Source organism: Paenibacillus sp. FW101-FHT12H11, assembly GCF_058790355.1.
Map to the genome: position 1 here is coordinate 256099 of NZ_JBYTCO010000007.1, position 25002 is coordinate 281100.

Genomic DNA, 25002 nt, shown 5'->3' on the forward strand with positions numbered 1-25002 from the left:
CTGCGCATACTACTCAGGTGGCAGACATATTACGTAAAACAAAGGAGTCGATAAGAATGTCAAGACGCCGGCGCGGTCCAGTACCGAATCCGAATATGCAAAGCCAACCTAACGGTATGATGCAGCCAACGTTTCAAGCAACGTCTTCGTATCAACCAAACATGCAACAAAATTTTATGCCGCAAGCCCGTAATGATCAATATCAGTACCAGACCTATCAGGGCGGAATGCCTGTTCCGGGTTCTTCCGGCGACATGAGTGCCCCGTATGGTCAACGAAATACTGGTATTAATCACGCGGACGCGCGTAATGTGGGGTTCCAAGGTGGATACACAGGGTATGGAGCGAATGGTCAACCTACGCAGTACGGTACGTTTATGAGAGATGGAACGCAGTACGGGGCAGGACCTCATACGATCGATCCGAATAAAGCGATTATTCAAGCTGTTCATTATGGAGACGGCGGCATTCGCAGCGTGCAATTTCAAGATGGCCGAATCGTGGATATTGCTGATGCAATAGCGATGACGGAAGCTGGATTAATTGAAGATGTGAATACGGGGCGAAATCGTGAAGGGGAAAAGACGCTAAGGTCTTACCCGGATGGAGATCCAAGCAACAACTTATCGAATTTACCCCGGTTTTAAAAAGGGATGACATCAAGCAGTTTGCTGCCAAGCAAGCTGCTTTTTTACTTTTTCAAGGTTTTTCTCGAAAAATATCATTTCTGATGTCACAGAAACTCCATGCCAGTTGTCTTATTAATGGATGGTTCTGGGCAGTTTTTTCACAGAGAATGGTTTATTTGGGTTTGTTTCATAATACTTAAAACAGATTAAATTTTAAATCAAAGAGAAGAGGCTATTATGCAAAGTTATACTATGGACCCACAACTTCATAACATCGAAGATTTGTATAAAACCTATAAGTCTCATTTGTTTGCAATAGCTTACCGCATGCTTGGGTCTAGCTCCGATGCTGAGGATATGGTGCAAGATTTGTTCATCGGCATGCACGGTTATCTGAATGATAATATCCATAATATGAAATCATATTTAAGCAAAATGATGATCAATCGGTGTTTGAATGAATTGAAATCGGCGCGAAAGAAACGTGTTAGCTACGTAGGCAATTGGCTTCCGGAACCATTGGTCCAATTGAGTGAGGATAATCCGCTCGATAGCATTGAACGTCATGACACGATTTCCTACGCTTTTCTTGTACTGATGGAAAAACTAACCCCACTGGAGCGAGCTGTATTTATCTTAAGAGAAGTTTTTGCCTATGAGCATAGCGAAATTGCCGAAATGTTCAATAAAACGGAAGTGAATTGCCGTAAAATTTATAGCCGGGTTAAGAAAAAAGTTGATATATCTACAGACAAAAATGATTACTTACAGATGCATCCCGTTGAGGAAAAGGAACTGGTGACGCGGTTTATCTCTGCGCTTTCGAACGGCAACGTTCAATCCCTCGTGGACTTACTGACAGAGGATGTCATCTTGGTTGCGGATGGTGGTGGGAAAGTGTCGGCTGCAGCTGTGCCAGTTTACTTGAGAGAACGTGTACTTAAAATATTGCAGGCTCTTTCGTCTAAATTTCCGGAAACGGACGCTCATCTCGTCGAGGTTAATGATCAACAAGGAATATTGTTAACCAAAGATGGCGTGCCAACTGGCGTCATTTCTTTTGAATGGGATGCCTATAAGCTGGCTGTGCAGCGAATTTTCATCATTTTGAATCCAGATAAGTTAAAACATATAGCCAGTTCCTTGTAAAAAAACTCCGGTCCCTGCCTTGAAGCGGGGCTCGGAGTTTTTATCTATGAAACGGACACCTTGCGCCGCCGATTCTTCAAACTGCCAACCAACCACAAAAGTAAAGGGATGGCAATGTACGCGAGCGGATAAAAGATACTTATCAGAAACTTGTTCTTCAACGTATAAGAAATTCGAATATTGTATGAGCTATAGACGACAAATGCCAGTAAAATAAACGCAATGCTGCAGGCAATGTATTTCCAATTCTTGATGCCTGTCCACTCGGACAACCCGTAACTCATAATAAATAAGCAGATCGATAGCTTGATAAAAGCTCCGAATAACCATAGCGGAATGTAAAAAGCATCGATATTTTGAATGAAATTAAGAATGGATACCAGCTTGGAGAGTGAATAGACAGGAACTAATAATTGCGAAGCTACATCGGGACCGGCGACGAATAAAAGAACGAGCGCGGCTAAAACACCCCAGATCATCGAGATACCTGTTCCCCATAGGATGGCTCGCGCGGCTGTTTGCTTGTTCTCTGCGAAAAAGAACAACATCAATATGATGGAGGGATCCACCATGTAGCAGTACGAATAAAAAGTGCCTTTTAGTATTTGCAACCAACCTGAATCCACATAGGCGGGAAATATTCTTGTTGGATCCATGTCCTGAGGATTGAGAAACAACTGCAAGAACAACATGAATACGAAGATGGGGCCAATGACCTCTGCGCATCGACTGATGGTCGTAATCCCACCCTTATACACGGCATATGAAATCAGAAATATCATAAAGAGCAAGATAATGATCGTGGGTGTATTATGCAGCAAAACTAAATTCACAAATTCCGCATTCCCTTTTGCAATCGTGGACATTTGTAAAAACCAAAGAAGAAAATAGACGATCACAGTAATTTTGCCCAAAAAAGTACCCAAGAGGTCTTTCATAAAGCTCACTAATGTTTTTTCTTTATTTTGCATACAAACACGGAGCATCACCCAGGTAATTGCCATCATTAGCAAGCCGCCAAGCAGGATAGAAATCCAACAGTCCTGGTGAGCTTGCTCCGCGGCCAAATGGAGAGGAAGATAAGAAAGTACGATAATAGAAGAGATGCAAACCAACCAAAACATCTGATAACTACTTACTTTCATACAGCCTTCACCCTCTTTAGCTTCTTCGTTTTATTTGCCCGCCGGTTGCTCCGATAGATCTTATTTGGACATTCGCTTGAATCGTCACATCGAGTTGTTTAAAGTTGCCATCCCAATCCTCTTTATGCGTTCTCCACCATGTTGGATAATGGCGGTGCAGGTAAGCACCGATTCCGAAAACGTCAGGACCCCAATTTTGAACTTTTTTCAATGTTGGCTGTAACTCTTCTCTAAGCTGATCATTCAAATGTCTCTGTACTTCAAGCAGGTTGCTTACTTCGGACATATCCATTTGAGTGGTGTTTTCAAGCAAGTAGGCTTGCGCTTTTACTGTTAAAACAACTTGTCTGGGATCATCGTCGCCAACTGATGAAATTTCGCGTTTTAGATGGCTTAATCGGAAGGATAGCTCCCCCTTGCCGTCCTTCCACGGAATGGTCAGAACGCGTACCCCGTCTTTGCCGGACATCCAGGCTGTTTGACTGCCCTCTACATCATCCAAAACCCCACCTATTTTAAGCTTGTTATTTAAAACCGCGTAACCGGATAGTACGGCCATGGGATCCTTTTTATTTCTGCTTACTTGCGTATTTTGAATTTGCAGAATAGGGACGAGTGTTCTGTGTTCCTCTGCACTACTGTCGATAATGAATTGCCTGGTGGAGTAACTCTTCATGCCATTGATGTGCAGTTCTTTTCCCGCGGCAATGCTAGAGAGATGCTCCAAGGGGTGCTTGGACATTAGGAAATCTTTCGCACTTTTTCCTTTAATCATAACGGTAATATCTCTTTGATTGTTGGCAGGATCTCTTCCGAGTTCGTCAAATAGCTTGTCCACCTCGTTCTTACTGAAAAACTCTTCACTAATCGCAATAATGACACGATGATTCGTCAATAATCTCCGCGACAATTTTTTTTGTATTTTTTCGCTGGCATCAAGAATATCCCTGCCTTTGGCGGTCATGACAATGTAGCCGTCTGAATCTCCGGATCCTCCTCCTATGGATGAACCATTGATCTGGGAAGGGATACAAATCTGATGGCTGATTTCAATTTGTCCATCCTTGTCATGATCAAATGCAGTGCCCAGCACGAATGCCAATTGATTGGGTTCTACAAAATCGGTGCAGGCTGAGGCAAATAATAGAAGGGTGAGGGATGCGCTTATAACGATAACAAAACGGATCATGTTTGACGGCCTTTCTTATTTAAAACGTTCTTGAATCTAAAAGGGAAGCGGATAATGACATCTTTGAACCGTTTGGCGTCAAACGGAGCAATCGGGCTCAAGAAGGGGGTTCCAAATGATTCAAGCGACACCAGATGAATCAGTAAAAAGATTATGCCATAGGCGAAGCCGACGAAACCAAGCCACCCGGATATAAAGAGTAAGAGGTATCTAATGAAACGGAAGGGAAGCGTGGCGCTGTACCTCGGTATGGTGTATGCCGCGACACCGGTCAATGAAATCACGATGATAATCGGGGTTGAAATAATTCCGGCTTCTACCGCCGCTTGTCCGATGACCAACGCACCAATAATGCTGACGACGGGCCCGAGTTGATTGGGCAGATGTACACCTGCTTCTTGCAAGCCGTCAAAAATAAACATCATCAGGAATATTTCGATGACGGTAGGAAAAGGGCTGTTCTCCCTTGCCGTTGCAATCCCGATCATAAGCGAGCTTGGGATCATTTCGGGGTGAAATGTTGACAAAGCGACGTATATTGCGGGCAAAGCAAAGGAGGTGAAGGTCAATATATATCGGATCATACGTGTCAGTAAAACAAAGATGAACCTCTCGAAATAGTCATCCGCCGATTGAAGACCTGACCATAGTGTAATAGGAAGGATTAGGACAAAGGGAGTTCCATTCGTTATAATCGCGACTTTACCCTCCAGAAGACTTGCTGCCGCAATATCAGGTCGTTCCGTATTCTGAATCTGTGAGAAGATAGAGAAAGAGTTATGCTCAAGGCACTCCTCGAGATAAGCGGAATCGAGAACGCCTTCAAGCTCAATGGCATTTAACTTATCTCGTACCTCGGTTAGTACTTTCTCATCTGCTAATCCTTTCAAATAGGTTAGGACAACTTCGGTCTGCGTATAAGTCCCAACTGTAAAAGATTCCATTTTCAAATGTGAGTGAACAATTCTTCTCCGAATCAACGTTGTATTCGTGCGAATATTTTCGACGAAGCCCTCTTTTGATCCTCGTAATGTTGCTTCTTTCCTTGGCTCTTGGATACTTCTTGTCTCAAATCCTTGCACCTGTGCAATTAGCGCGGTTGCCGCATCATCTGCTAATATTCCTAAGCTGCCTTGCAGAATGTGCTGGACAAGATCTTCGAGCGTACAATCCGTCTTGACGTCGGTTAAAGGAATCCATTCCTGGCTAAGCATGTCGGCGAGAGATTGAATCCGATCTATGCCTTGGGGGAGACCGTTGAAAATCAGCGGTTTGAGTACGTTATCTTCGACACTTTGCATACGAGTCATTCCGTCTAAATAGACGAAGATGAGTTTGGTTTCATCTTTTAACATAAAAGATCGTATAACGATATCTGAGCAATCACGGAACTGATCTCTAAGAAAGGCTTCGTTCACTTCGATTGACCTGCTTATTTCGCTCATCGAGGATCATCTCTCCATGCATCATAGATGATGGATATTATTAACAAAGTATTATTTCGTTATGCAGGGTGTGTAGGATGTCACACTTTGAAGACGCCAATTGTCTTAATAGTGTTATGAAATCAAAACAGTGGAGGTAACAAAAATGACACAACGTATAAATTACATGCAGCAATCACCGGAATTCACCAAAAAAATGATGGACTTCAGCAACGCTGAGAAGGATAGCTCCATTGAAGAAACAATCCTGCATCTGGTTCACATCAGAGCTTCACAAATGAATGGATGTGGATTCTGCGTGGATATGCACGTCAAACAAGCCAAAATTCATGGTGAGAGCGAGCTTCGTCTCTATCACCTTCCAATTTGGCGCGAATCCACTTTGTTCTCGCCGCGCGAACGTGCTGCACTAGCATGGACTGAAATCCTGACCAAGCTTCCTGAACATGGCGTACCTGATGACGTATATGATCGAGTTCGCGGCCAGTTCTCGGAGAAAGAATTGTCTGATTTGAGCTTCTCCATCATGGCGATCAATGCTTGGAACCGAATCAACGTCGGGTTCAAAACAGTTCCAGGCTCGGCTGACGCAGCATTCGGCTTATCGAAAGCTGGTCTCAAATAATTTCAATCATAAAACCAGGAGGAATTCATATGAAAATCGTTGTAATCGGTGGTAATGGACTTATTGGGAAAAAACTTGTAAATAACTTGCGTGAACTTGGCCATGAAGTTGTAGCGGCATCACCTTCCTTAGGCATCAACTCCGTTACGGGTGAGGGGCTTGATGCGGCAATCAGCGGCGCACAAGTTGTCGTTGACGTTACGAACGCTCCTTCGTGGGAAGATCAAGCCGTGCTAGACTTCTTCAAAACGTCAACGCGAAATCTTCTTGATGCAGAAGCTGCTGCAGGCGTGCAACATCACGTTGCTTTGTCGGTCGTTGGTACGGATGGCTTGCTTGAAAGTGGATATTTCCGTGCGAAAATGGCGCAAGAAGAGATGATTAAAGATTCTAAAGTGCCATATACAATCGTTCGCGCGACGCAATTCTTCGAGTTCGTTGAAAGTATTGCTCAATTCTCCACGGAAGGGGAAACCGTTAGGATGCCATCTGCCTTTATTCAACCGATTGTTTCCGACGATGTCGCTGCCGCGCTTGTGGACTATGCACTCGAGGCTCCAGTGAATGGCATTGTTGATCTGGCTGGTCCCGAGCGTATGGGTCTTAATGAACTTGTGCGTCGTTTCCTGGAAGCCAGAAAGGACGCAAGACAGCTTATCACAGACGAAAATTCACGCTACTATGGCGTGCTGTTGAAGCAGCATTCCCTCGTCCCACTAGGCGAGGCGCGCATTGCTCCAACACATTTTGAAGAGTGGTTAAATCGTACTACGAACTAAGTAGAATAGACTGCAATGCCGAAAAGGAGAACTGCTTGAGTGCAGGTCTCTTTTTTTTTATCCAATAAATAGCTCCTCCGAAGATGTCACGTATTGTTGCCGCCAGTTGCCTTATTAATGTCGATCCGAATAGCTCATACCATACCCCCCAGGAGGAATCATAATGAAAATAGCTATTATTGGCGGTGGATTAGCCGGATTAACAGCGGCAGCATACTTGACTGAGAATCCACAGGTTGAAGGAACTTTATTCGAACGCAGTCCGCAATTAGGCGGGCGAGCTTTTACTTATGAAAAGGCTGGATTCACATTGAACTACGGCGCACACGCGATCTATGGCATCGACCGCCATATCTTGTCGTCCATGGAACACGAATTGCGTCTGACATTTTCCTCAAAGCAGGTCGATAAGCGTAAAGTCGTTTATTCGAAAGGTAATCATCTTACAACGGCGCCGCTGGACGCTATTAATCTTTTAACAACAGATCTGTTAAGCACCATGCAGAAAGTAAGATTTGTCGGAGATATTACGGCGATTATTGCCAATATTCATAACTTGAAAAATTACAATACCTTAGAGGACTATTTCGAAGCCTCCAAGGCGGATGATGATGTGAAGGAGTTATGGGAGCATTTGGTTTGCTCCAACTTTTTCATTGCTCCTGAAGATGCTCGCCATGTTTCCGGAGCTGTGATTAGCGAGTACTATCATAATTTGTTCCTGTCAACGAAACCTGTCAATTACATCTTAGGAAGTTGGTCCGTTATTACGAATCAATTGAAGCAGAAAATAACGACTTCTGGCCAATGGGAAATCGCCATGCAGGAAAGTGTTGAAGAACTTCGATATGAGAATCAAAAATTCGTTCTGCAGACTAAAAATCGTAGGCAGGCCTATGATAAAGTTGTTTTTGCCATGCCGGTTCAACAAGTCATCAAATTTCTCAAAGGTACGGCTTGGGAGCCATTCCTTGCTCCATATGAATCCAATACAGCAACCGAAGTAATGATCTATGATGTTGGATTAATTCAGGTTGTTGCAAGACCTTTTACGTATATTAGCGATATGGATAATAAAATATTTATCACGGATGTGTCGGCAACAGACCATACGCTTGTCCCAGAGGGTGGACAACTGCTCCAGGCAATTGCCTATTTAAAAGATCATTTTGATAATGAGGAGCAGCGTAAAACCTATTTGGATGATAAGAATGCACAGATGGAAGCACTCTTCGATCGGCATTATCCAGGATGGCGCGACGTTACCGCGGTGAAACGCGTTTCCAAAAAAGCCATGGTTTCCAGCGTGAAAAACGTTATTACAAATAAGTTACTTCCAACTCGTATCGATCATGTTCCGTTCTATTTTTGTGGAGACGGCTGTGAGGGGAAGGGAGAGCTTGCAGAAAGAGCTTTCTCCAGCGCTCGAAATGTGGCTTTGTCCATTGTTAATGAAGCTCACGAAGCTTTGCAAACGGTTTGAAAAATAGGGTACTCGAACACAGTAAAAGGTATGTCACACTTCAATGCGGCCAATTGTCTTAATCGTGTAAAGAAAAACAACCAAGTAACAGCACAATGCAGGTATATAAAAATAGCACAACGTGTAAATTATAGGCAGCAATCATCTACTAGGAGGAATTCATATGAAAATCGTCGTTATTGGTGGTAGTGGTCTTATTGGAAAAAAACTCGTAAACAACCTGCGTGAGCATGGCCATGATGTAGTGGCTGCGTCACCTTCTTTAGGCATCAACTCCGTTACGGGTGAAGGACTAGGTGAAGCAATTAGCGGCGCAGAAGTTGTTGTCGACGTTTCGAACGCTCCCTCTTGGGAAGACCAAGCCGTATTAGAGTTCTTTGAAACATCAACTCGTAATCTGCTTGCAGCTGAAGCTGCTGCGGGCGTGAAACATCACGTTGCCCTATCCGTCGTTGGTACGGATGGATTACTTGAAAGTGGCTATTTCCGGGCAAAGATGGCGCAAGAAGAAATGATTAAAGCCTCCAAAGTCCCTTACACAATCGTTCGCGCGACACAGTTCTTCGAGTTCGTTGAAAGCATTGCTCAATTCTCTACGGAAGGACAAACCGTCCGGATGCCGTCCGCCTATATTCAACCGATTGTATCCGACGATGTCGCTGCCGCGGTTGCGGACTATGCGCTTGCGGCGCCGGTGAATGGTATTGTGGACCTGGCCGGTCCAGAACGAATGGGTCTTGATGAACTCGTTCGTCGCTTCCTGACTGCTAGAAAGGACACTCGGCAAGTAGTCACAGACGAAAATTCTCGTTACTACGGTGTGCTATTAAACCAACATTCCCTTGTCCCTCTTGGGGATGCACGTATCGCTACGACACGCTTCGAAGATTGGTTAAAGAGCACTTCGAAATTTTAAAATTGACATCGAGTATACTCCAGGTACTATTCTTGGAACTAGGCGAAGTGACTTCAGCCTAAGCCCCAAAATTCAATGACTATGGAGGAATATTCAGATGCAAAAAAATAGCAAAGAAGTAACGATACAAGCTCCAATTCAATCCGGATTTGGCCCAAGAACGACGGCGCAGGAAGCACTTGAGGGAAAAGATTTGAGCGGTAAAGTCGCGATAGTAACAGGTGGTTATTCAGGTCTAGGTCTCGAAACCGCACGTGTGCTTGCGAATGCCGGGGCGACGGTTATTGTGCCCGCGCGTACGCCGGGGAAAGCTCTGGCTACCGTTTCCGATATCCCTGGGGTTGAACTGGAATCTTTGGATCTTCTGGATCCAGCTTCCATAGATGCTTTCGCCGAGCGATTCCTTGCTTCGAACCGTCCTTTGCATATCCTTGTTGATAGCGCCGGGATCATGGCATCGCCGCTGGCGCGTGATCACCGCGGGTATGAAGCTCAGTTTACAACAAACCACTTGGGACATTTTCAACTAGCGGCAAGACTGTGGCCGGCTTTAGTGAAAGCCGGGGGAGCTAGAGTTGTATCGGTTTCATCGCGTGGTCATGCGATTAGCGGGATGGACTTCAACGATCCGCATTTTGAAACTCGCCCATATGAGAAATGGACAGCTTATGGACAATCCAAAACTGCAAATGCCTTATTTGCAGTGGAGTTGGATAAGCGAGGCCAATCCTATGGTGTTCGTGCTTTTTCCGTTCATCCAGGTTCGATTGTAACCGACTTGTCACGTAACCTGTCAGATGATGAAATGCATGCAATGGGGGCTTTGGACGAACAAGGACAGCGGGTCTTCAGCGAGTATAACGATGAATTTAAAACAATTTCGGAAGGTGCCGCTACGATTGTCTGGTGTGCTGTGAATAAACAATTGGAAGGCAAGGGAGGCGTTTATTGCGAAAATGTAGATATCGCACAGGCCGTTCCAGCCGATAACCCTCGCGGTCCAGGCGTCAAACCATGGGCGACGAATCCGGAATTCGCCGAGCAACTCTGGTACCTTAGTGAAGATCTGACCGGTATCAAGTTTCCAGTATAAGCAAGAGTGAGCTATCAACCGTCCTCAGGTTTTCGAACCTTGTGGGCGGTTTTTTGTCACACTTTGACACTCTCAATTGTCTTATTAATGTCAAGACAACATATTATTGCCCGATTCGAAACAACGAGACAGATCGGGAAAAATCATCTTAGAGAGGTGTCACATGAAAGGAAATTCCTATTACTGGCGCAAACTGCATTCGCTACTCGGAGTCATTCCACTCGGAGGCTTCATACTAGTTCATCTATTGATTAACTTTCAATCGTTTGAGCGTGGACCAGAGGGGTTCAGCAGCGGTGTGCATTTGGTCAACAGCCTGCCGCTTAAACCTTTACTCGAAATCTTTGGAATCTATATTCCGATCCTGTTCCATGGCGTATATGGACTTTATATGGCTTATCAATCCAAGCTGAACTCAGGACAATATGCGTACGGTCGCAATTGGGCGTTTACCTTACAACGTATAACGGGGGCAATTACGTTTATTTTCGTTTTCTGGCATTTCTTTAATACGCGCCTTCAAGTCTACCTTGGGACTATCACGCATGATGATCTTGGTTCTACAATGCATCAAATTGCTACGAATCCAACTTACTTTGTCCTCTACGTGATCGGGGTATTGTCAGCGGTATTCCATTTCAGCAATGGTCTATGGGCTTTTATGATTAGTTGGGGGATTACGATCTCACCGCGCGCACAAAAAGTTTCTTCTAAAATTTGTATGGGAGTATTTGTTCTTGTTTCGCTGCTGTTCCTTCTTTCGCTCATTGCGTTCACTAGCGAGGAGTTTAAAGGAACGGCTATCGGCATAGGTTTGGCGGTCGGCAGCATCTGACAGTCGAATAACCTCATAACGGGATAAAGTTGTTGTCGCGGCTCTTGACAGCAAACTTTATCCCGTTTTTGTTTCATATTCTCAGTTTATGAATTTTTAATATGCGGTTTAGACCTAGTTTATTTCCATTTATTATCTTATAGATACGACGTTTACAGGGGGAATACGGGACAATGAAAGTGTTAAACATAACACAGAAGAAGTGGCTCTTGAGCTTGCACATCCTTTTTTCAGCCATTATGCTCGGGACAAGTGTAACATTTCTTATTTTGAGTATAACGGCAGTGAGCACCAGTGATTCAGGATTAATACTTTCTTGTTACAAGGCTATGCATGTTTTATCCACAACTTCTGTCAGAGCCTCGTTTATTGGAACAATAGTGACAGGATTGCTTTTATCCGTATGGACTCACTGGGGGTTGGTGAAATATTATTGGATCATAGCAAAAGAAATCCTTAGTTTGATCGCGCTTATTCTAGGTCCTGTCGGCATGTACATTTGGACGCTTCAAGGCATATCGCTGATAACGGATGTGGGGGTAGAGGGAGCAAATCAAGGGGCTATGGTAGTAAACACGATATCGTTATTCATTGGCATAGCTTTACAGTTGATCTCCTTGGTTGCCATGTTTCTGCTATCCGTTTTTAAGCCATGGGGGAAGCGCAAATAGGGCAGGAGTTCTTTGTCATCTGGAAATGAGATGTCGAATATCTCATTTCCGTATTATACAAGATAGATGAATCGTTGTAAGATACATAAGAAGACAGAAACAACACAGTTAGTTAGCGCCTAAGAAAAGGACGCTTTTTTTAAACAAAATTAACTACCTTTTAATAGGTAGAAACGGAGAGTGGAGAAAATGAGTAATCAAGGTAAAGTTGTCGTAATTACAGGTGGAAGCAGTGGAATTGGGAAAGCAGCAGCTATTGAATTTGTAAAAAGAGGAGCAAATGTCGTCATCAATGGGCGTCGCGAGGAAGAGCTAGTTAAGGCTGCAAATGAAATCGATCCGACAGGTGCGCATGTCGCTTATGTTGCAGGCGATATTTCAAACCCGAAAGTAGCTGAACAGTTAATCGGCGAAGGACTTTCGCGTTTTGGACGCATTGACACACTGATCAATAATGCTGGGATTTTTGTTGCGAAACCATTTACCGAATACACGGAAGAAGATTTTGCCTCGATCCTTTCCGTCAATGTGGCAGGATTCTTCCATCTCACACAGCGCGCTCTGATCGAGATGTTGAAAGAGGGTTCAGGCCACATCATCAACATTACAGCAAGTGGCTTCATCGAGCAGCCAATTAAAGCCATTCCTGCTGCATTGCCCGCTTTAACCAAGGGAGGCTTGAACGCAGCAACGAAATCGCTAGCGATTGAATATGCGGACAAAGGAATTCGGGTGAACGCTGTCGCACCGGGAATTACCAAAACGCCGATGCATCCGGTTGAGAATCACAATTATTTGGCTACCTTACACCCTATGGGCCGAATGGGCGAGATGCAAGAGATTGTTGATGCGATTGTATATCTGGAATCCGCGAATTTTGTAACTGGAGAAATTCTTCACGTCGATGGCGGTCAAAATGCAGGTCAGTGGTAAGCAAGTCTAAGCTAGAGAAATCCGTGAATAGGTTCAGAATAATAATATAGCAAAGTCGTATCTCTTTATATAATCCCAGTGCCGTTCAGGCCTGGGATTATATGTGTTATTTCCTGGCTATAACAAGGAGAGTGCGATGAAGATGGCTGCTTCATCCAAGAATATTTTTGGTGAAAAAATGGGAAATTAACTTTAACAGTTTTTCACTAGGAGGACTTTTCATTGAAGTGGATTAGGAAATGGATGCACAAGAAACCTGGGTATCCAATTATACCTGAGGATCATCTCTCTGAAGCTGAAGAGACCGCCAATTTAAACTTGGATTTAGAGCATAATGAATTAATTTTTAAACGTATATTCCATAAAAGTGCGGACATCGTTTTTCGAAAAGTTCAATCGGCAGGAAAAGATCATTGGCTTATCATTTACTTTACGACTCTTGTTGAAGAAGAGCTGATTAACAAGCATATTTTGGAACCAATGATAGCCAAATCGAACAAGCAAGACGAGTTGTTTATCGTAAATACAGAATCGCTGGATGATCAAGTTATCTCATTAGGGATGACGAGTATGACATCTGAAGTAAAGGAAATTGTAAATCAGGTGCTAAATGGCCATGCAGCTGTGCTTACTTTAGGGAATTGCGAAGCAATGCTGGTCAAAGTGAATGCTAAATCACAACGAAGCTTGGATGAACCGTCATCTGAACCTGTTATACGCGGTCCAAGAGTTGGATTTATCGAGAAAATCTCAACAAATATCGGGTTAATACGCGCCAAAATTAAAACTTCAAGGCTAAAAATGGAATCCTTTACAATTGGAGAGCTTACTAAAACCCCAGTTGTCATTACATACATAGAAGGTATTGCGTCTGAATCTATCATTGAGGAAGTTCGAAAAAGGGTAGGTCGGATTCAAATCGATGGGATCATTGATTCAGGTTATGTTGAGGAATTTATTGAAGACAGTCCTTACTCCCCTTTTCCGCTTGTGCACAGTACAGAACGTCCAGATGTAGTTGCTGCAGAACTGTTGGAAGGAAAAGTAGCTATTCTAGTAGATACATCTCCATTTGTTTTAATTGTTCCTATGACCTTCTGGACAGGCCTCCAGGCAAGTGAGGATTATTACATCCGCTGGCCAATCGCCACTTTTGTACGGTGGATTCGTTTCCTTTTCATTAGTATCGCGATATTTGCTCCTCCTCTATACGTCGCGATTTCGACTTTCAATCAGGAAATGATTCCAACGAATCTGGTGCTGAGTATTGCCTCCTCTAGAGAACCCGTTCCTTTTCCAGCCGTTATCGAAGCTTGCATAATGGAAATTATATTTGAAGCCTTACGGGAAGCTGGGATTCGATTACCTAAGCAAATCGGGCAAGCGATAAGTATTGTAGGCGCATTAGTCATCGGACAAGCGGCCGTATTAGCAGGCATAATTTCCGCACCGGTTGTTATTATTGTGTCCATTACTGGTATTGCAGCGTTTACGATCCCTCGTTACAGTTTTGCTAACGGTATTCGATTGCTGCGATTTCCAATGCTATTACTGGCGGGTACGCTTGGTCTTTATGGCATTGTAATCGGGTTGCTGGGCATTGTGTTACATATCTCATCGCTTCGTTCGTTCGGTGTCCCTTACTTTACCCCGGCAGCACCGGTGAATTTCGCGGAATTAAAGGATGTCATCATCCGGGCACCTATTTGGGCCAAAACTCGGCGTCCTAATGAAACAAGCATGAACGATACGGTACGTGAGCCGACAGGTCAGAAACCAAGTCCGGGATCTGCGGCGGCGAAAGGGAAGGAAGCTCCAGAATGAAACCATTCCTTTACATGGGTTTACTAGTCACTTTATTGACCACAAGTGGCTGTTGGGACCGAACGGAAATAAATGACCTTGCTTTCATTATGGGGACGGCATTCGACATAACCGATGATGGAAACTTTATCTTATCCCACCAAATTGCGGTTCCTTCCTCCGCGCAAGGAGGGCCGGGTAGTGGCGGCAACAGCAATGAGAAATTTTTCGTTATTTCCGCTGAGGGTAGTAATGTTAATGAAGCTTTCTATAGGCTTCAGAAAAAAAGTTCGCGCAGACTGTTTACTGCACACCGCGTCGTTATTTACATTGGCGAGAAGCTGTCTAAACGCGGAATTCAAGACATTCTCGATATTTACACCCACGATTCAAAACAACGCTTGAAAACATATATCATGGTTGTAAAGGGAGGAAAAGGGCGGGACATTCTGAAAGTGAAATACCCTTTTGAACAAGTGCCCAGTGAGGCAATCAAGGAGATGGAAGCTTTAAGAAGTGAGCTGGCAATCTCATTGCGAGACTTCTTTTTAGCCTCGTCTGGAGAAGGAATCAGCCCCGTACTGGGAGCCATCACGCCGGATGGCATCACAGAAGGAGTCAAAGAAAGCCATATATTCAAGCTGGCTGGCTCGGCCATTTTTAAGGACTTCAAATTAGCTGGCTTCCTAAACGAGAATGAAACCAATGGATTTCTATGGGTTACAAATAGAATGAAGCATGGGAGTCTGAATGCAAATATACCAGATAGCGGTGGAACGGTTGGGATGATATTATCAAAAACGGATCGGAAAATTACTCCGGAGATCAGTGGGGGTAAGATTAAATTTAACATACAGCTTCAAGGCGAAGGGAACATTTGGGAAAATAACACCAATTTAGATATTCGAATACCAGAGAATCTTAAAATTGTGGAGGAAGCGTTAGAGAAAGCGGTGGAGAAACAAATTCACGATACATTATCCAAAATCCAGAAGCAATACAAAGTAGATAGTGTGGGTTTTGGCAGAGAAATCTACCGTGATGAACCGAAACAGTGGAAAATGTTGAAAAATCAATGGGACAATAAGTTTCCGGAGGTAGCCGTTTCCTTTGAAGTTAAGATAAATATATTAGGCAGCGGGATGGCAGGTCCTCCTTTACATTTGAAGAGACAGGAGATCGTAAAATGATCGTTAAAATCGTCCTTTTTGTATGTTTCATGATCGTATGGTCTTTTGTTACAATCCGATCTATGCTGCGGAGACAGAAAAATAGAGAAGCAGCGGTATTCAGCAGTTTAATGCTCATATCGTCTGTAGTCGGTTCTTTATTAATTGCTCGGGTTGAGCTGCCAAGTATGGTTGTCCCGTTCAAAATTGTTTTTGAACCTATCGGAAAAATGCTTTTAATGCGCTGAGGGCACAGCTTTTCTTTTGATTGTGTCTATCAGGAGAAGAAACAACGGTATAAGGCTTTGCGTGACAAAACCCCCGCTCGGGTAAATTAATGTAAGATAAGTCTGAAGTTCAGCACCATTTTTGAAAACCCAAACCGATCCAATGAGGCATAAGAGGGTAATTGGCGCCACGAGATCTCGATAGTTCCGGATGCCGAAAATCTCGCTTATGCTAAGACTTATTATAAACAATGACACCGAAACTTTTACGAAACTGCCAATGACCCATACCATGACAGCAATGGCTTCGAGACGTTCGAATGAACCTTCAATACCTATATATTGCATGACGCTTAAATAGGAATAGTTTAGTTGGCCTGTTAAGGAACCGAGGACCAAAATCGTAGACAAAACGACGAAGAAAATAAAAATAAAAATACATAAAAGCGCATAAAGGGAGACCTTGAGCGCTTTTTTGGGTTGATTCAAATAGGGAAGTAGCCAACCCAATATAAACAGCTGATTCATAAAAGCTCCTGCCGGAAGGATGGCTCCTTGTAATACCGGCAGAAATCCGTCTGCTAAAACCGGTTTAAGCTGCTCATGATCTGCTGCACCAATCGTCAGAACCAAAAGTGGAATCAAAAAAAACAATTTCAGTGGCGTAAGAAACTCAGCACATCTTCCGATGACCTCAATTCCCATATAAACAGCTAATCCGCAAAGGATCAATAAAGTCAGACTTCCTATTATGGACGGACTTCTTGGCAATAGCAGTGTTTTAATGAAAAAGGTATGTTGTATGGTCATAATCGATATAGACATGAACCAAAAGTAAATATAATAAAGGCCCAAACAAGTTCCTAACCATTTACCGAGTATTTTTTGACTGTACGCTATGATTGTAAGACCTGGATACCGTTTCGCGAGTTTGGTCATCACCCAAATACTTAGCAATCCTGTTGTTGTGGATGGTAATACCGATATCCAAGCATCTTGCTTGGCAAACATCGCCATCAATCCCGGAATGGTTAAGATGATCGTGGAAGCGATAAAAGAGAATAGCAGAATACCAAATTGGTTAGCTGTAATTTTTTCTGTATTGTGCATGGCAGCAACCCCTCAACCCCTCGTCTCACCTCACAGAGGCTGCTCCAAGTATTGACTTATCGATAGCTAATTATACGTTAAGACCCGTAAAATGCGCACGCATAGCCGTTAAGAAAGCGGACAATGCAGGTGTGATCAAAGCATCCTTGCGCCTGATGAAGACCGTTGTCACGATGGCATGCTTGCCCGTAATTTCATGCGTGCGGATTCGTCCTTGCTCCTCTGGTTCGGCAGCGATTGTACGAGGCAAAAGCGAAATGCCTAAGCCTGCGCCGACACAACCGATAATCGTTTCCGGTGATCCGAAATCCATGAGTTTAACGGGGGTTAAGCCTTCTTCTTTGAGCAGCAGATTTAATTTTGCCCGGTATGCACAACCGCTGCGCAAGACGAGAAGCGGGCGATCCTGCACATCATGGATGGAACGGATGGGCGGGTGGGAGGATGAAGTGACGAGGACCAGTTCTTCATCAATGACTTTTTCTTGAATGAGATCAGGATGTTCGACAGGACCGGCCACAAATGCTCCGTTAAGCTCATAATGAAGTACGCCATGGATATGCTGTTCTGTAGGACCCGTTGTTAATGTGAAATCGACAGCCGGATACTCCGTATGATAGTTGGTGAGCAGCATGGGCAGCCGGGCGGAGGCGGTTGTCTCCATGGAGCCAATATGCAGAGGTCCGGCAGGCTCGGATGAGTCTCCCACGGCAAGCCGGGCTTCCTGAATCACATGCAATATTTTCTCCGCATAGGAAACAAGGATTTGACCGGAAGGCGTAAGTGTGATCCCCCGGTTGTGGCGATAGAAGAGCTGTGTCTGCAAATCAGCCTCAAGCTGTTGAATCTTGTGAGTGACGTTGGACTGAGCGAAGTTTAATTTATTAGCCGCTTTGGAAATGCTGCCTTCATGTGCCGTGGTAAAAAATACTTTGAGCAACTGTATATCCATATAAAATATAAACCTCCTGTATTTGGTACGATTAGCTATCAGTATTTGAGATAATGAATGTCATTATTCTGCATTATACATGATAAAAGATTGCCTTGCATGTTGACACGCTATCTACTGAAAGCTAGAATTTATTTATGGATAAAAACAATAAAAATACAGCAGAATTTATTTTAGATACCGCTCAGTCGCTTGTGCAGCAATTTGGCTTTAACGGTTTTAGCTATTCACACATTGCAGACAAAGTAGGGATACGGAATGCCAGTATTCATTATTATTTCCCTAACAAAGAGGATCTGGGAGAAGCACTGATTACACGGTATCAAAGAAATTTTATTACCTACGTCGCACAAATTGATTTGGATACTCAGCATAGTTTGGAGAAACTGCGCAAATTCACTTTACTCTACAGCGGTCCAGTCCAAGAGTATCGTACTTGTCTGAGCGTCATGTTATCAACGGATTTAGCTACACTATCCGGCAAGGTTCGAGATGGGTTAGCTCAATTCTTCACATCGAATTTAGAATGGTTGGAACGTGTGCTGGAGCAGGGGCGGCGTGATGGACAGCTCAAGTTTGAAGGTGCCGCAGATGTTAGAGCCCATCAATTTCTGGCTTCACTTCAAGGTGCGCAACTACTTGCAAGAAGTTTTAGCGATGTCAAAAAGTTTGATATGATTGTCGATGGTTTGCTATCCGCCTTAACTTGAAAAAGGAGGCGGATTGTTTTTATGGTAAATCTACCTTTTAGTAGATAAAACAATTATATGCTAAAATGGCGTATCATTTCCTGAGAATTAAAGAAAAATAATGAAGGTAAATGAGTGTGCTATGTAACGTAAATCAAAACGAAACCAATGATGAAATGAGGCAAAATAAAATGAAAACTTTAGTCATCGTTACGCATCCGAACATGGAAGGGTCCACATGGAATAAAGCATGGGTGAAAGCTCTGCAAGATCAAACGGATTACACTATCCATGAGTTATACAAAACGTACCCAGACGAAAATATCGATGTTGCTAAAGAGCAGAAGTTAATTGAGTCGCATGACCGCATTATTTTTCAATACCCGTTTTATTGGTACAGCACTCCGCCATTATTAAAAAAGTGGTTCGATACCGTATTGTTATACGGCTGGGCTTATGGACCCGATGGCAGCAAAACAGCAGGAAAAGAAATCGGTGCTGCGATCTCGACGTATGGCACCAAAGAGTCGTATTCAAAAAGCGGGTCCAATCGCTTTACCTTGGAAGAGATGCTGCGACCGGTAGAAGCGCTTGCTCATTTTATTAGCGCCTCGTATTTGCCGCACTTTGCTCTGAACGATACATCGAATGCGACAGATGATCGTGTAGCAAAAAGCGCCCAAGATTATGTTCAGCATCTCAAAACGGTCAAACCCACTGTGATGGTTTAAGAACGTTTTCGTTAAAAGGCTTTCGCCCTCGTGGGTGGAAGTCTTTTTAATTTAGTAAGTTTCCAGACTCGCAATTGTGCTACAATGGTTTCGTAATTAAGTAATTAAAATGAATCCTTATCAAAAGAGAAAGGAGGGGTGTATATGCTTATCCGTTTGAATAAAGTTCTCGAGAAAGCCATGCCTTTTGTCACGCCAACGGCTGTTATTGTTGGGCTAATTTGCAGTGTTTGGCTGCACAATCTGAGCTTTCTGGTGCCATGGATTTTTGCGCTGATGACGTTCTTCGGTAGTATTGGCTCTAATTTTAAAGATTTACAGAAGGTCATGATGCATCCGCTGCCGATTGTCGCTAACTTTATCATTCTGCATCTAGCCATGCCATTGCTTGGTTGGGCGGCCGGCTCGCTTTTTTTCCCGGGAGATGATTTGACTCAGACTGGTTTTGTTCTCCTTTTCGTTATTCCTACAGGCGTAGTTAGCTTGGTATGGGTCACTATTTACGGGGGAAATATAGCGCTTACTTTGGCGCTGATTTTGCTGGACACGCTTCTGTCTCCCTTTATTGTGCCACTTAGTCTTTCACTCATCGTTGGAGCGAAGGTACATATGGACCAATGGGACATTATGAGAGGATTATTTCTGATGGTTGTGATTCCCTCATTGATCGGCACGTTCCTTAATCAGTGGACAAAAGGGAGAATTAAAACCACATGGGGACCCAGGTTTGCGCCTTTTTCAAAAATAGGCCTTTTTGTGGTCGTGGCGATTAATTCCTCGGTCATAGCTCCTTATCTGAAGAACATGAATGGGCAATTGGTCAAAATCATTGTAATCGCTTTCGTGAGTGCGACCATCGGGTACTTGGCAGGGTGGCTGGTGTCACGGATGATGAAATGGGAACGCGAAGTTACGATAGCCTTAACGTTTAATTCCGGGATGCGAAATTTAAGTGCAGGCGCGGTGCTCGCCATCAGCTTTTTTCCGCCGCCAGTGGCGCTTCCTGTTGTCGCAGGCATGCTGTTTCAGCAAATTCTTGCGGCCATATTCGGGCAACGTCTGGCTAAAAGCTATGGTGTGAACGGCCACACAGCAAAAGCAGCCTAGATGAAATGTAATTACATTTGACGTATACATAAGGATAACGCGAAACTAAAAAAGCCTTCAGGACCACTTTTAAGTGGGCTGGAGGCTTTTAACATTGATCCATGGTTTACTGAATCATGGTAAAAGAAAAATGTTGATCAAGCGCAAAATTAATCGCGCCGAGTGCACCGCCGATTTCAGGTAAAACGGCCGTGTCCACGGCGATCCCGGCAGAGAGGGCTAACATAGACCGCTGCTTCATAACTTTTGTAGCGGTTTGGACATATGTGCTGCACATGCTGGGGATGGATCCCCCAAGAATGATCGCCTCCGGATTGAGTAAATTGACCACATTAGCCAACGCGATCCCGAGATACGTGGCGGCGCGGTTAATGATGCGTAAGGCCAAAACATCACCTTGGTCTGCAGCCAAGCAAACGTCCTTTGCTTGCAGAATTTGCAGATCGTTTCCGGCTATCACACGGTTGAGCACACTATCTTCCTGTCCGGAACGGAGCTGCCGGCGCGCTTCCTGTTCAATGGCCGAAGCCGTTGAATAGAGGTGTAAGCAACCGTTATTTCCACATGGACATACGGGTCCGTCCGGCTCAACCGTAATATGTCCGAGTTCACCTGCTCCGCCGAACGAACCTGAAACCAATTGTCGATCATTAAAAATTCCGGCAGCAATCCCGGAACCGACCCCGACATAGATCATATGCTTATAGCTGCTGCCTGAACCAAAACGGCATTCGGCAAGTCCACGGGCACGGTGCCTGTTGATGGCTACAGTGGGCCAGCCAAGCTTTTTACTTACCATGTCCTCAATCTCCACGTTTGACCAGCCCAAATCGGAAGCGCTTTTAATAATACCTCTTCTTGTATCGACAAGACCAGGCACTCCCAGACCGAACAATTGGATGACGCCAATCTTCAATTCTTTAACAAATTTTGCCGTTGGCTCCGTTAACTCCTGAATCGCGATCTCGGGCAGGGGAGAGCTGACAGGTATTTTCGTAAGATGAATGACATTCCCAAGTAAATCAAACACGCCCAACGTCCATACTTGATTATCCAGATCAGCGCCCATAATACCTGGTGATCCTGGGACAAGCTCTAGTGAAATAGCTGGACGGCCTCCCGTTGAGGGGGCTTTTTCTGTTTCTTGGACCAGCTTACAATCCATGAGCTCGGAAATCGTGGAAGAGATGGTCGCTCTGCTCAGTTCCGTAACTTTGGTCAATTTAATCCGAGGCATGGAACCGTGCATACGCAAAGCTTGAATGATGCTGGTTTTGGTACCCTTTTGATCGCTTTTATATGGACTTATCATGAGTTCTCACCGTCGCTATATCATTATGTAATTAAACCGATTATACCTGAACCCATACGAATAGTGGTAATGAGCTTACTTTAATAAAAATAAGAACAAAGATCAATGTTTTTCTAGCGATAATAATTAAATTAAGTGGATAAATAAATGACTTAATTTAAATATTGACATAAGTCACGGAGTTAATTTATGATATTCTCATACTATTGAAAGCGCTATTACGGAAAGGGCGGGATGAGAACAATGATCGTTTTAGGCGGTAATATGTATGATGATTCAACCATTGAGCACTTTTTGAAAGATGCAGCTGCTGTTGGTTATGAGGGCGTCGAGATTCGCGGTGTTGGTGAATTAAAAGATGGCCATATCTCGAAAGAACGAGCGGAGCAGATTAAAAGTTTGCTCGTAAGTTATCGGTTAACTCCAATCAATCTATCCCTTTTTGTTGGGAATTTTGCTTGTAATACGGAAGAGGAAAACCATGCGGAATTTCTGAAGTGGGAGCGTTATCTCGATTTTGCCTCAACCATTGGATGCGGCATGATGCGATTGAACCCAGGATTCCAGCATTCCGATGAGGTGTCCAAGGAGGACTTTGCTAAGGCCGTCAAGTGGTTCCAGCAATGCGCCGATGCGGCAAACAGCCGAAATATTCGGGCGGTTATTGAGATGCATCACGGAACGCTTTGCGATCATGCCGATTCCTCCATTGCTTTTGTAGAAGCAGTAGGGCGCAGTAATGTAGGGCTGATCCTGGATCCGGTCAATTTGTATCAGGTGCCGACTGATTATGGGATCGCAACTATTCAACGTTTAAAACCGTATCTCCTCAACATTCATATTAAGGATATTGTGAAGCTGCAAGGCAACCAGTATCCTTGGGCTTTCGAATACAGTGATTATGTGCCGCATATCGGCCGCTATCATAGAGTCATACCGAAGCAGGGTAAGCAAGATGAGCAATATTTCTGTCATCGGCTTATTAATCAAGGCGGGATTGATTGGTATGAAGTGTTCCGGGGGCTGGAACAAATCGGATACAACGGTTACCTCACCGTTGAAAGTGTAAGCAAGCCTGGCTCCGATCTTCCCGTACATACCGGATTAGCTCAGCAATGTTATAACGATGTGCAGCACCTGCTTAGCGTCACGAAATCTAACGTTAATGTATAAGAATTGCGTAGAGGGAGAGGGAGGACTGGCGGCTGTGGAACATTCGGAATCGAAAAGGCCTTATTCGTTTTCATTGTTTGTGAAACATTGGAAAGATCAATCGGCTCCCGAGCTGGCTAGCTTTGTAAGCCGAATTGGATTTGACGGCATCGAGCTTCCGATTCGAGACGGGTTTCAGGTAGAGCCAGAGACAGCTTGGAAAACACTGCCGCAATTTGCCAAGCAGTTAAACGAGCAAGGAGTCAATTTGTATAGCGTTGCCGCTTCAACGGATGAATCGATTTTCGCCGCATGCTCGGAAGCCGGTGTACCGCTGATCCGAATTATGGTCAATATCGATCAGGACGGATATAAGGCGACGGAAGAGAGGACCAAGCGGAAGCTGGAGGCGCTTGTCCCGCTTTGCGAGAAATATGGCGTAAAGGTCGGCATTCAGCAGCATTATGGAAACTACATCATCGATTCGAACGGCATTATGCAGTTGATGTCTCCAATAAACCCCGAGTATATCGGCGTCGTCTGGGATGCTGCGCACGATGCATTCGCTGGGCAGCAGCCTGAATATGGTTTGGACATCGTATGGTCCCATCTGGCGATGGTGAACTTGAAAAATGGGTATTTTCAACGAAGTAATGGACCTGAGGCTGAAACAGCGGAGTGGAAACGTCATTTCACGACCGGACGGCACGGCATGGCGCACTGGCCGAGAATTGCCGGCTATGTGAAAGAACGAAACTATGCCGGTGTCATTTGTTTGACTGCAGAGTATACGGATTTGGCCAATAAGGACCGCTACATCACCGAAGATCTTGCTTATGCGAAATCGCTTTTCAAGTAAATAGGAGGTGCAGGGCAAATGGCAGCTCAGAGTGAATGGCATCTGGGTAGTATCCCGGAAGCTGTCCCGCAAAGCAGATGGAAACATGTGCTGCATGGACTTAAGAGAGATAAATTTCTGTATTTGTTAATTGCTCCAGGTGTGTTGTTTTTCCTGATCTTCAAGTATGTCCCGATGTGGGGGGTCGTGATCGCCTTTCAAGATTACTCCCCCTATATGGGGGTATCGGGAAGCCCATGGGTTGGCTTTGATCATTTTATCCGCTTCTTCTCGAATCAAGACTTCTACTTATTATTTCGAAATACGATGGCCATCAGCTTGTTAAGTCTGGTCTTCTTTTTCCCGCTGCCGATCCTACTTGCACTTCTGCTGAATGAACTACGTAATGAAGTTTATAAAAAGTGGATCCAGTCCATCGTCTACATGCCGCACTTTCTTTCGTGGGTTATTATCGCAGGAATTACTTTCTTGTTGTTATCGCAATCATCGGGGATTATTAATAAGATGCTAGTCAGTTTAGGGGCTGCCAAATACGACTTTTTAACGAATGCAAACAGTTTCTGGATCCTGCTTACCGTGCAGAACGTCTGGAAAGAAGCGGGATGGGGAACGATCATTTTCCTTGCTGCTATCGCGGGAGTCGATCCTGGACTGTATGAAGCGGCGAAAATAGACGGAGTGGGCCGTATTCGGCAAGCTTGGCACGTAACGCTGCCCGCGATTCGAAGTGTCATTATCGTACTGTTCATCCTCAAGCTCGGGCACATCATGGATGTTGGGTTCGAGCAAGTATTTCTAATGATGAACGGAGCCGTTTCCAATGTGGCCGATGTTTTTGAGACCTATGCTTATCGTTTAGGTATTCAGCAAGGGCAATTCAGCTTCAGCACGGCTGTCGGCTTGTTCAAATCATTGGTCGGATTGATTTTGGTTATTGCAGCCAATAAGCTGGCCAAACGATTTGGTGAAGAAGGCGTATACTGATCTCCGCAAATACAG

The 25002-nt window shown here is 44.3% G+C and carries 25 protein-coding genes; 19 read left to right on the forward strand and 6 right to left on the reverse strand.

Annotation, left to right across the window (positions count from 1 at the left end; translation table 11 throughout):
• Positions 1-56: 56 nt before the first annotated feature.
• Positions 57-647 carry a DUF3892 domain-containing protein gene (locus tag AC3WTJ_RS23675; protein WP_492523895.1) on the forward strand — a complete coding sequence of 197 codons (591 nt, stop codon included), beginning with the start codon at positions 57-59 and terminating at the stop codon, positions 645-647.
• A gap of 219 nt (positions 648-866) precedes the next feature.
• Positions 867-1778 carry an RNA polymerase sigma-70 factor gene (locus AC3WTJ_RS23680; RefSeq protein ID WP_492523896.1) on the forward strand — a complete coding sequence of 304 codons (912 nt, stop codon included), beginning with the start codon at positions 867-869 and terminating at the stop codon, positions 1776-1778.
• A 44-nt stretch (positions 1779-1822) separates the two neighbouring features.
• Here AC3WTJ_RS23680 and AC3WTJ_RS23685 read toward each other — a convergent pair whose 3' ends face one another.
• Genes AC3WTJ_RS23685 through AC3WTJ_RS23695 form a run of 3 tightly spaced genes read right to left on the reverse strand, consistent with a single transcriptional unit; the run spans position 1823 to position 5557 of the window.
• Positions 1823-2923, reverse strand: a complete 1101-nt coding sequence (locus tag AC3WTJ_RS23685) for a GerAB/ArcD/ProY family transporter (protein ID WP_492523897.1) — start codon at positions 2921-2923, stop codon at positions 1823-1825.
• A 16-nt stretch (positions 2924-2939) separates the two neighbouring features.
• Positions 2940-4112, reverse strand: coding sequence for a Ger(x)C family spore germination protein (locus tag AC3WTJ_RS23690; RefSeq protein WP_492523898.1), 1173 nt, complete (start codon positions 4110-4112; stop codon positions 2940-2942).
• Positions 4109-5557, reverse strand: coding sequence for a spore germination protein (locus AC3WTJ_RS23695; RefSeq protein WP_492523899.1), 1449 nt, complete (start codon positions 5555-5557; stop codon positions 4109-4111). The genes AC3WTJ_RS23690 and AC3WTJ_RS23695 overlap by 4 nt, the downstream gene beginning before the upstream one ends.
• Before the next feature lie 145 nt (positions 5558-5702).
• Here AC3WTJ_RS23695 and AC3WTJ_RS23700 point away from each other — a divergent pair, with 145 nt between their 5' ends.
• The 11 genes from AC3WTJ_RS23700 (at position 5703) to AC3WTJ_RS23750 (ending at position 16112) form a co-directional block, all read left to right on the forward strand.
• The gene (locus tag AC3WTJ_RS23700) at positions 5703-6182 is read left to right on the forward strand and encodes a carboxymuconolactone decarboxylase family protein (RefSeq protein ID WP_492523900.1); all 480 of its coding nucleotides are present in this window, start codon (positions 5703-5705) and stop codon (positions 6180-6182) included.
• Positions 6183-6211: 29 nt separating this feature from the next.
• The gene (locus tag AC3WTJ_RS23705) at positions 6212-6961 is read left to right on the forward strand and encodes an SDR family oxidoreductase (RefSeq protein ID WP_492523901.1); all 750 of its coding nucleotides are present in this window, start codon (positions 6212-6214) and stop codon (positions 6959-6961) included.
• A gap of 163 nt (positions 6962-7124) precedes the next feature.
• A complete protein-coding gene (locus AC3WTJ_RS23710; RefSeq protein WP_492523902.1) occupies positions 7125-8444 on the forward strand; it encodes an FAD-dependent oxidoreductase in 1320 nt (439 codons plus the stop codon).
• Positions 8445-8607: 163 nt separating this feature from the next.
• Positions 8608-9360, forward strand: a complete 753-nt coding sequence (locus AC3WTJ_RS23715; protein WP_492523903.1) for an SDR family oxidoreductase — start codon at positions 8608-8610, stop codon at positions 9358-9360.
• 97 nt (positions 9361-9457) lie between these two features.
• Entirely contained in the window at positions 9458-10453 is a 996-nt protein-coding gene (locus AC3WTJ_RS23720; protein WP_492523904.1) for an oxidoreductase, read from the forward strand.
• A gap of 163 nt (positions 10454-10616) precedes the next feature.
• Entirely contained in the window at positions 10617-11288 is a 672-nt protein-coding gene (locus AC3WTJ_RS23725) for a succinate dehydrogenase cytochrome b558 subunit (RefSeq protein WP_492523905.1), read from the forward strand.
• Between the two features lie 173 nt (positions 11289-11461).
• On the forward strand, positions 11462-11959 hold the full coding sequence (locus AC3WTJ_RS23730; protein WP_492523906.1) for a hypothetical protein: 498 nt from the start codon (positions 11462-11464) through the stop codon (positions 11957-11959).
• 189 nt (positions 11960-12148) lie between these two features.
• Positions 12149-12892, forward strand: coding sequence for an SDR family NAD(P)-dependent oxidoreductase (locus AC3WTJ_RS23735; protein WP_492523907.1), 744 nt, complete (start codon positions 12149-12151; stop codon positions 12890-12892).
• A 222-nt stretch (positions 12893-13114) separates the two neighbouring features.
• Positions 13115-14716, forward strand: coding sequence for a spore germination protein (locus AC3WTJ_RS23740; RefSeq protein WP_492523908.1), 1602 nt, complete (start codon positions 13115-13117; stop codon positions 14714-14716).
• Complete coding sequence (locus tag AC3WTJ_RS23745) at positions 14713-15885, forward strand: Ger(x)C family spore germination protein (protein ID WP_492523909.1); 1173 nt, start codon at positions 14713-14715, stop codon at positions 15883-15885. The genes AC3WTJ_RS23740 and AC3WTJ_RS23745 overlap by 4 nt, the downstream gene beginning before the upstream one ends.
• Positions 15882-16112, forward strand: a complete 231-nt coding sequence (locus tag AC3WTJ_RS23750; protein WP_492523910.1) for a hypothetical protein — start codon at positions 15882-15884, stop codon at positions 16110-16112. Before AC3WTJ_RS23745 ends, AC3WTJ_RS23750 begins: the two co-directional genes overlap by 4 nt.
• Here the strand turns inward: AC3WTJ_RS23750 and AC3WTJ_RS23755 are convergent.
• Together AC3WTJ_RS23755 and AC3WTJ_RS23760 are read right to left on the reverse strand one after the other, a co-directional pair.
• The gene (locus AC3WTJ_RS23755; RefSeq protein ID WP_492523911.1) at positions 16101-17201 is read right to left on the reverse strand and encodes a GerAB/ArcD/ProY family transporter; all 1101 of its coding nucleotides are present in this window, start codon (positions 17199-17201) and stop codon (positions 16101-16103) included. The two genes, AC3WTJ_RS23750 and AC3WTJ_RS23755, sit on opposite strands and share 12 nt — an antisense overlap.
• Before the next feature lie 70 nt (positions 17202-17271).
• The gene (locus AC3WTJ_RS23760) at positions 17272-18153 is read right to left on the reverse strand and encodes a LysR family transcriptional regulator (RefSeq protein WP_492523912.1); all 882 of its coding nucleotides are present in this window, start codon (positions 18151-18153) and stop codon (positions 17272-17274) included.
• Positions 18154-18290: 137 nt separating this feature from the next.
• Between AC3WTJ_RS23760 and AC3WTJ_RS23765 the strand changes: the two genes are divergently transcribed.
• From AC3WTJ_RS23765 to AC3WTJ_RS23775, 3 genes are all read left to right on the forward strand, one after another.
• Positions 18291-18863, forward strand: coding sequence for a TetR/AcrR family transcriptional regulator (locus tag AC3WTJ_RS23765; RefSeq protein ID WP_492523913.1), 573 nt, complete (start codon positions 18291-18293; stop codon positions 18861-18863).
• A gap of 170 nt (positions 18864-19033) precedes the next feature.
• Entirely contained in the window at positions 19034-19573 is a 540-nt protein-coding gene (locus tag AC3WTJ_RS23770) for an NAD(P)H-dependent oxidoreductase (protein ID WP_492523914.1), read from the forward strand.
• 144 nt (positions 19574-19717) lie between these two features.
• Positions 19718-20680: a bile acid:sodium symporter family protein gene (locus tag AC3WTJ_RS23775; RefSeq protein ID WP_157321050.1), complete on the forward strand. Its 963-nt coding sequence runs from the start codon at positions 19718-19720 to the stop codon at positions 20678-20680.
• A 106-nt stretch (positions 20681-20786) separates the two neighbouring features.
• Here AC3WTJ_RS23775 and AC3WTJ_RS23780 read toward each other — a convergent pair whose 3' ends face one another.
• On the reverse strand, positions 20787-21992 hold the full coding sequence (locus AC3WTJ_RS23780; RefSeq protein WP_492523915.1) for an ROK family protein: 1206 nt from the start codon (positions 21990-21992) through the stop codon (positions 20787-20789).
• A 234-nt stretch (positions 21993-22226) separates the two neighbouring features.
• Here AC3WTJ_RS23780 and AC3WTJ_RS23785 point away from each other — a divergent pair, with 234 nt between their 5' ends.
• The 3 genes from AC3WTJ_RS23785 to AC3WTJ_RS23795 are packed head-to-tail and all read left to right on the forward strand — an operon-like array spanning position 22227 to position 24987.
• Positions 22227-23165 carry a sugar phosphate isomerase/epimerase family protein gene (locus AC3WTJ_RS23785; RefSeq protein WP_492523916.1) on the forward strand — a complete coding sequence of 313 codons (939 nt, stop codon included), beginning with the start codon at positions 22227-22229 and terminating at the stop codon, positions 23163-23165.
• 34 nt (positions 23166-23199) lie between these two features.
• Entirely contained in the window at positions 23200-24003 is an 804-nt protein-coding gene (locus AC3WTJ_RS23790) for a sugar phosphate isomerase/epimerase family protein (protein ID WP_492523917.1), read from the forward strand.
• An 18-nt stretch (positions 24004-24021) separates the two neighbouring features.
• Positions 24022-24987: an ABC transporter permease gene (locus tag AC3WTJ_RS23795; RefSeq protein WP_492523918.1), complete on the forward strand. Its 966-nt coding sequence runs from the start codon at positions 24022-24024 to the stop codon at positions 24985-24987.
• The last annotated feature ends 15 nt before the right edge of the window (positions 24988-25002 follow it).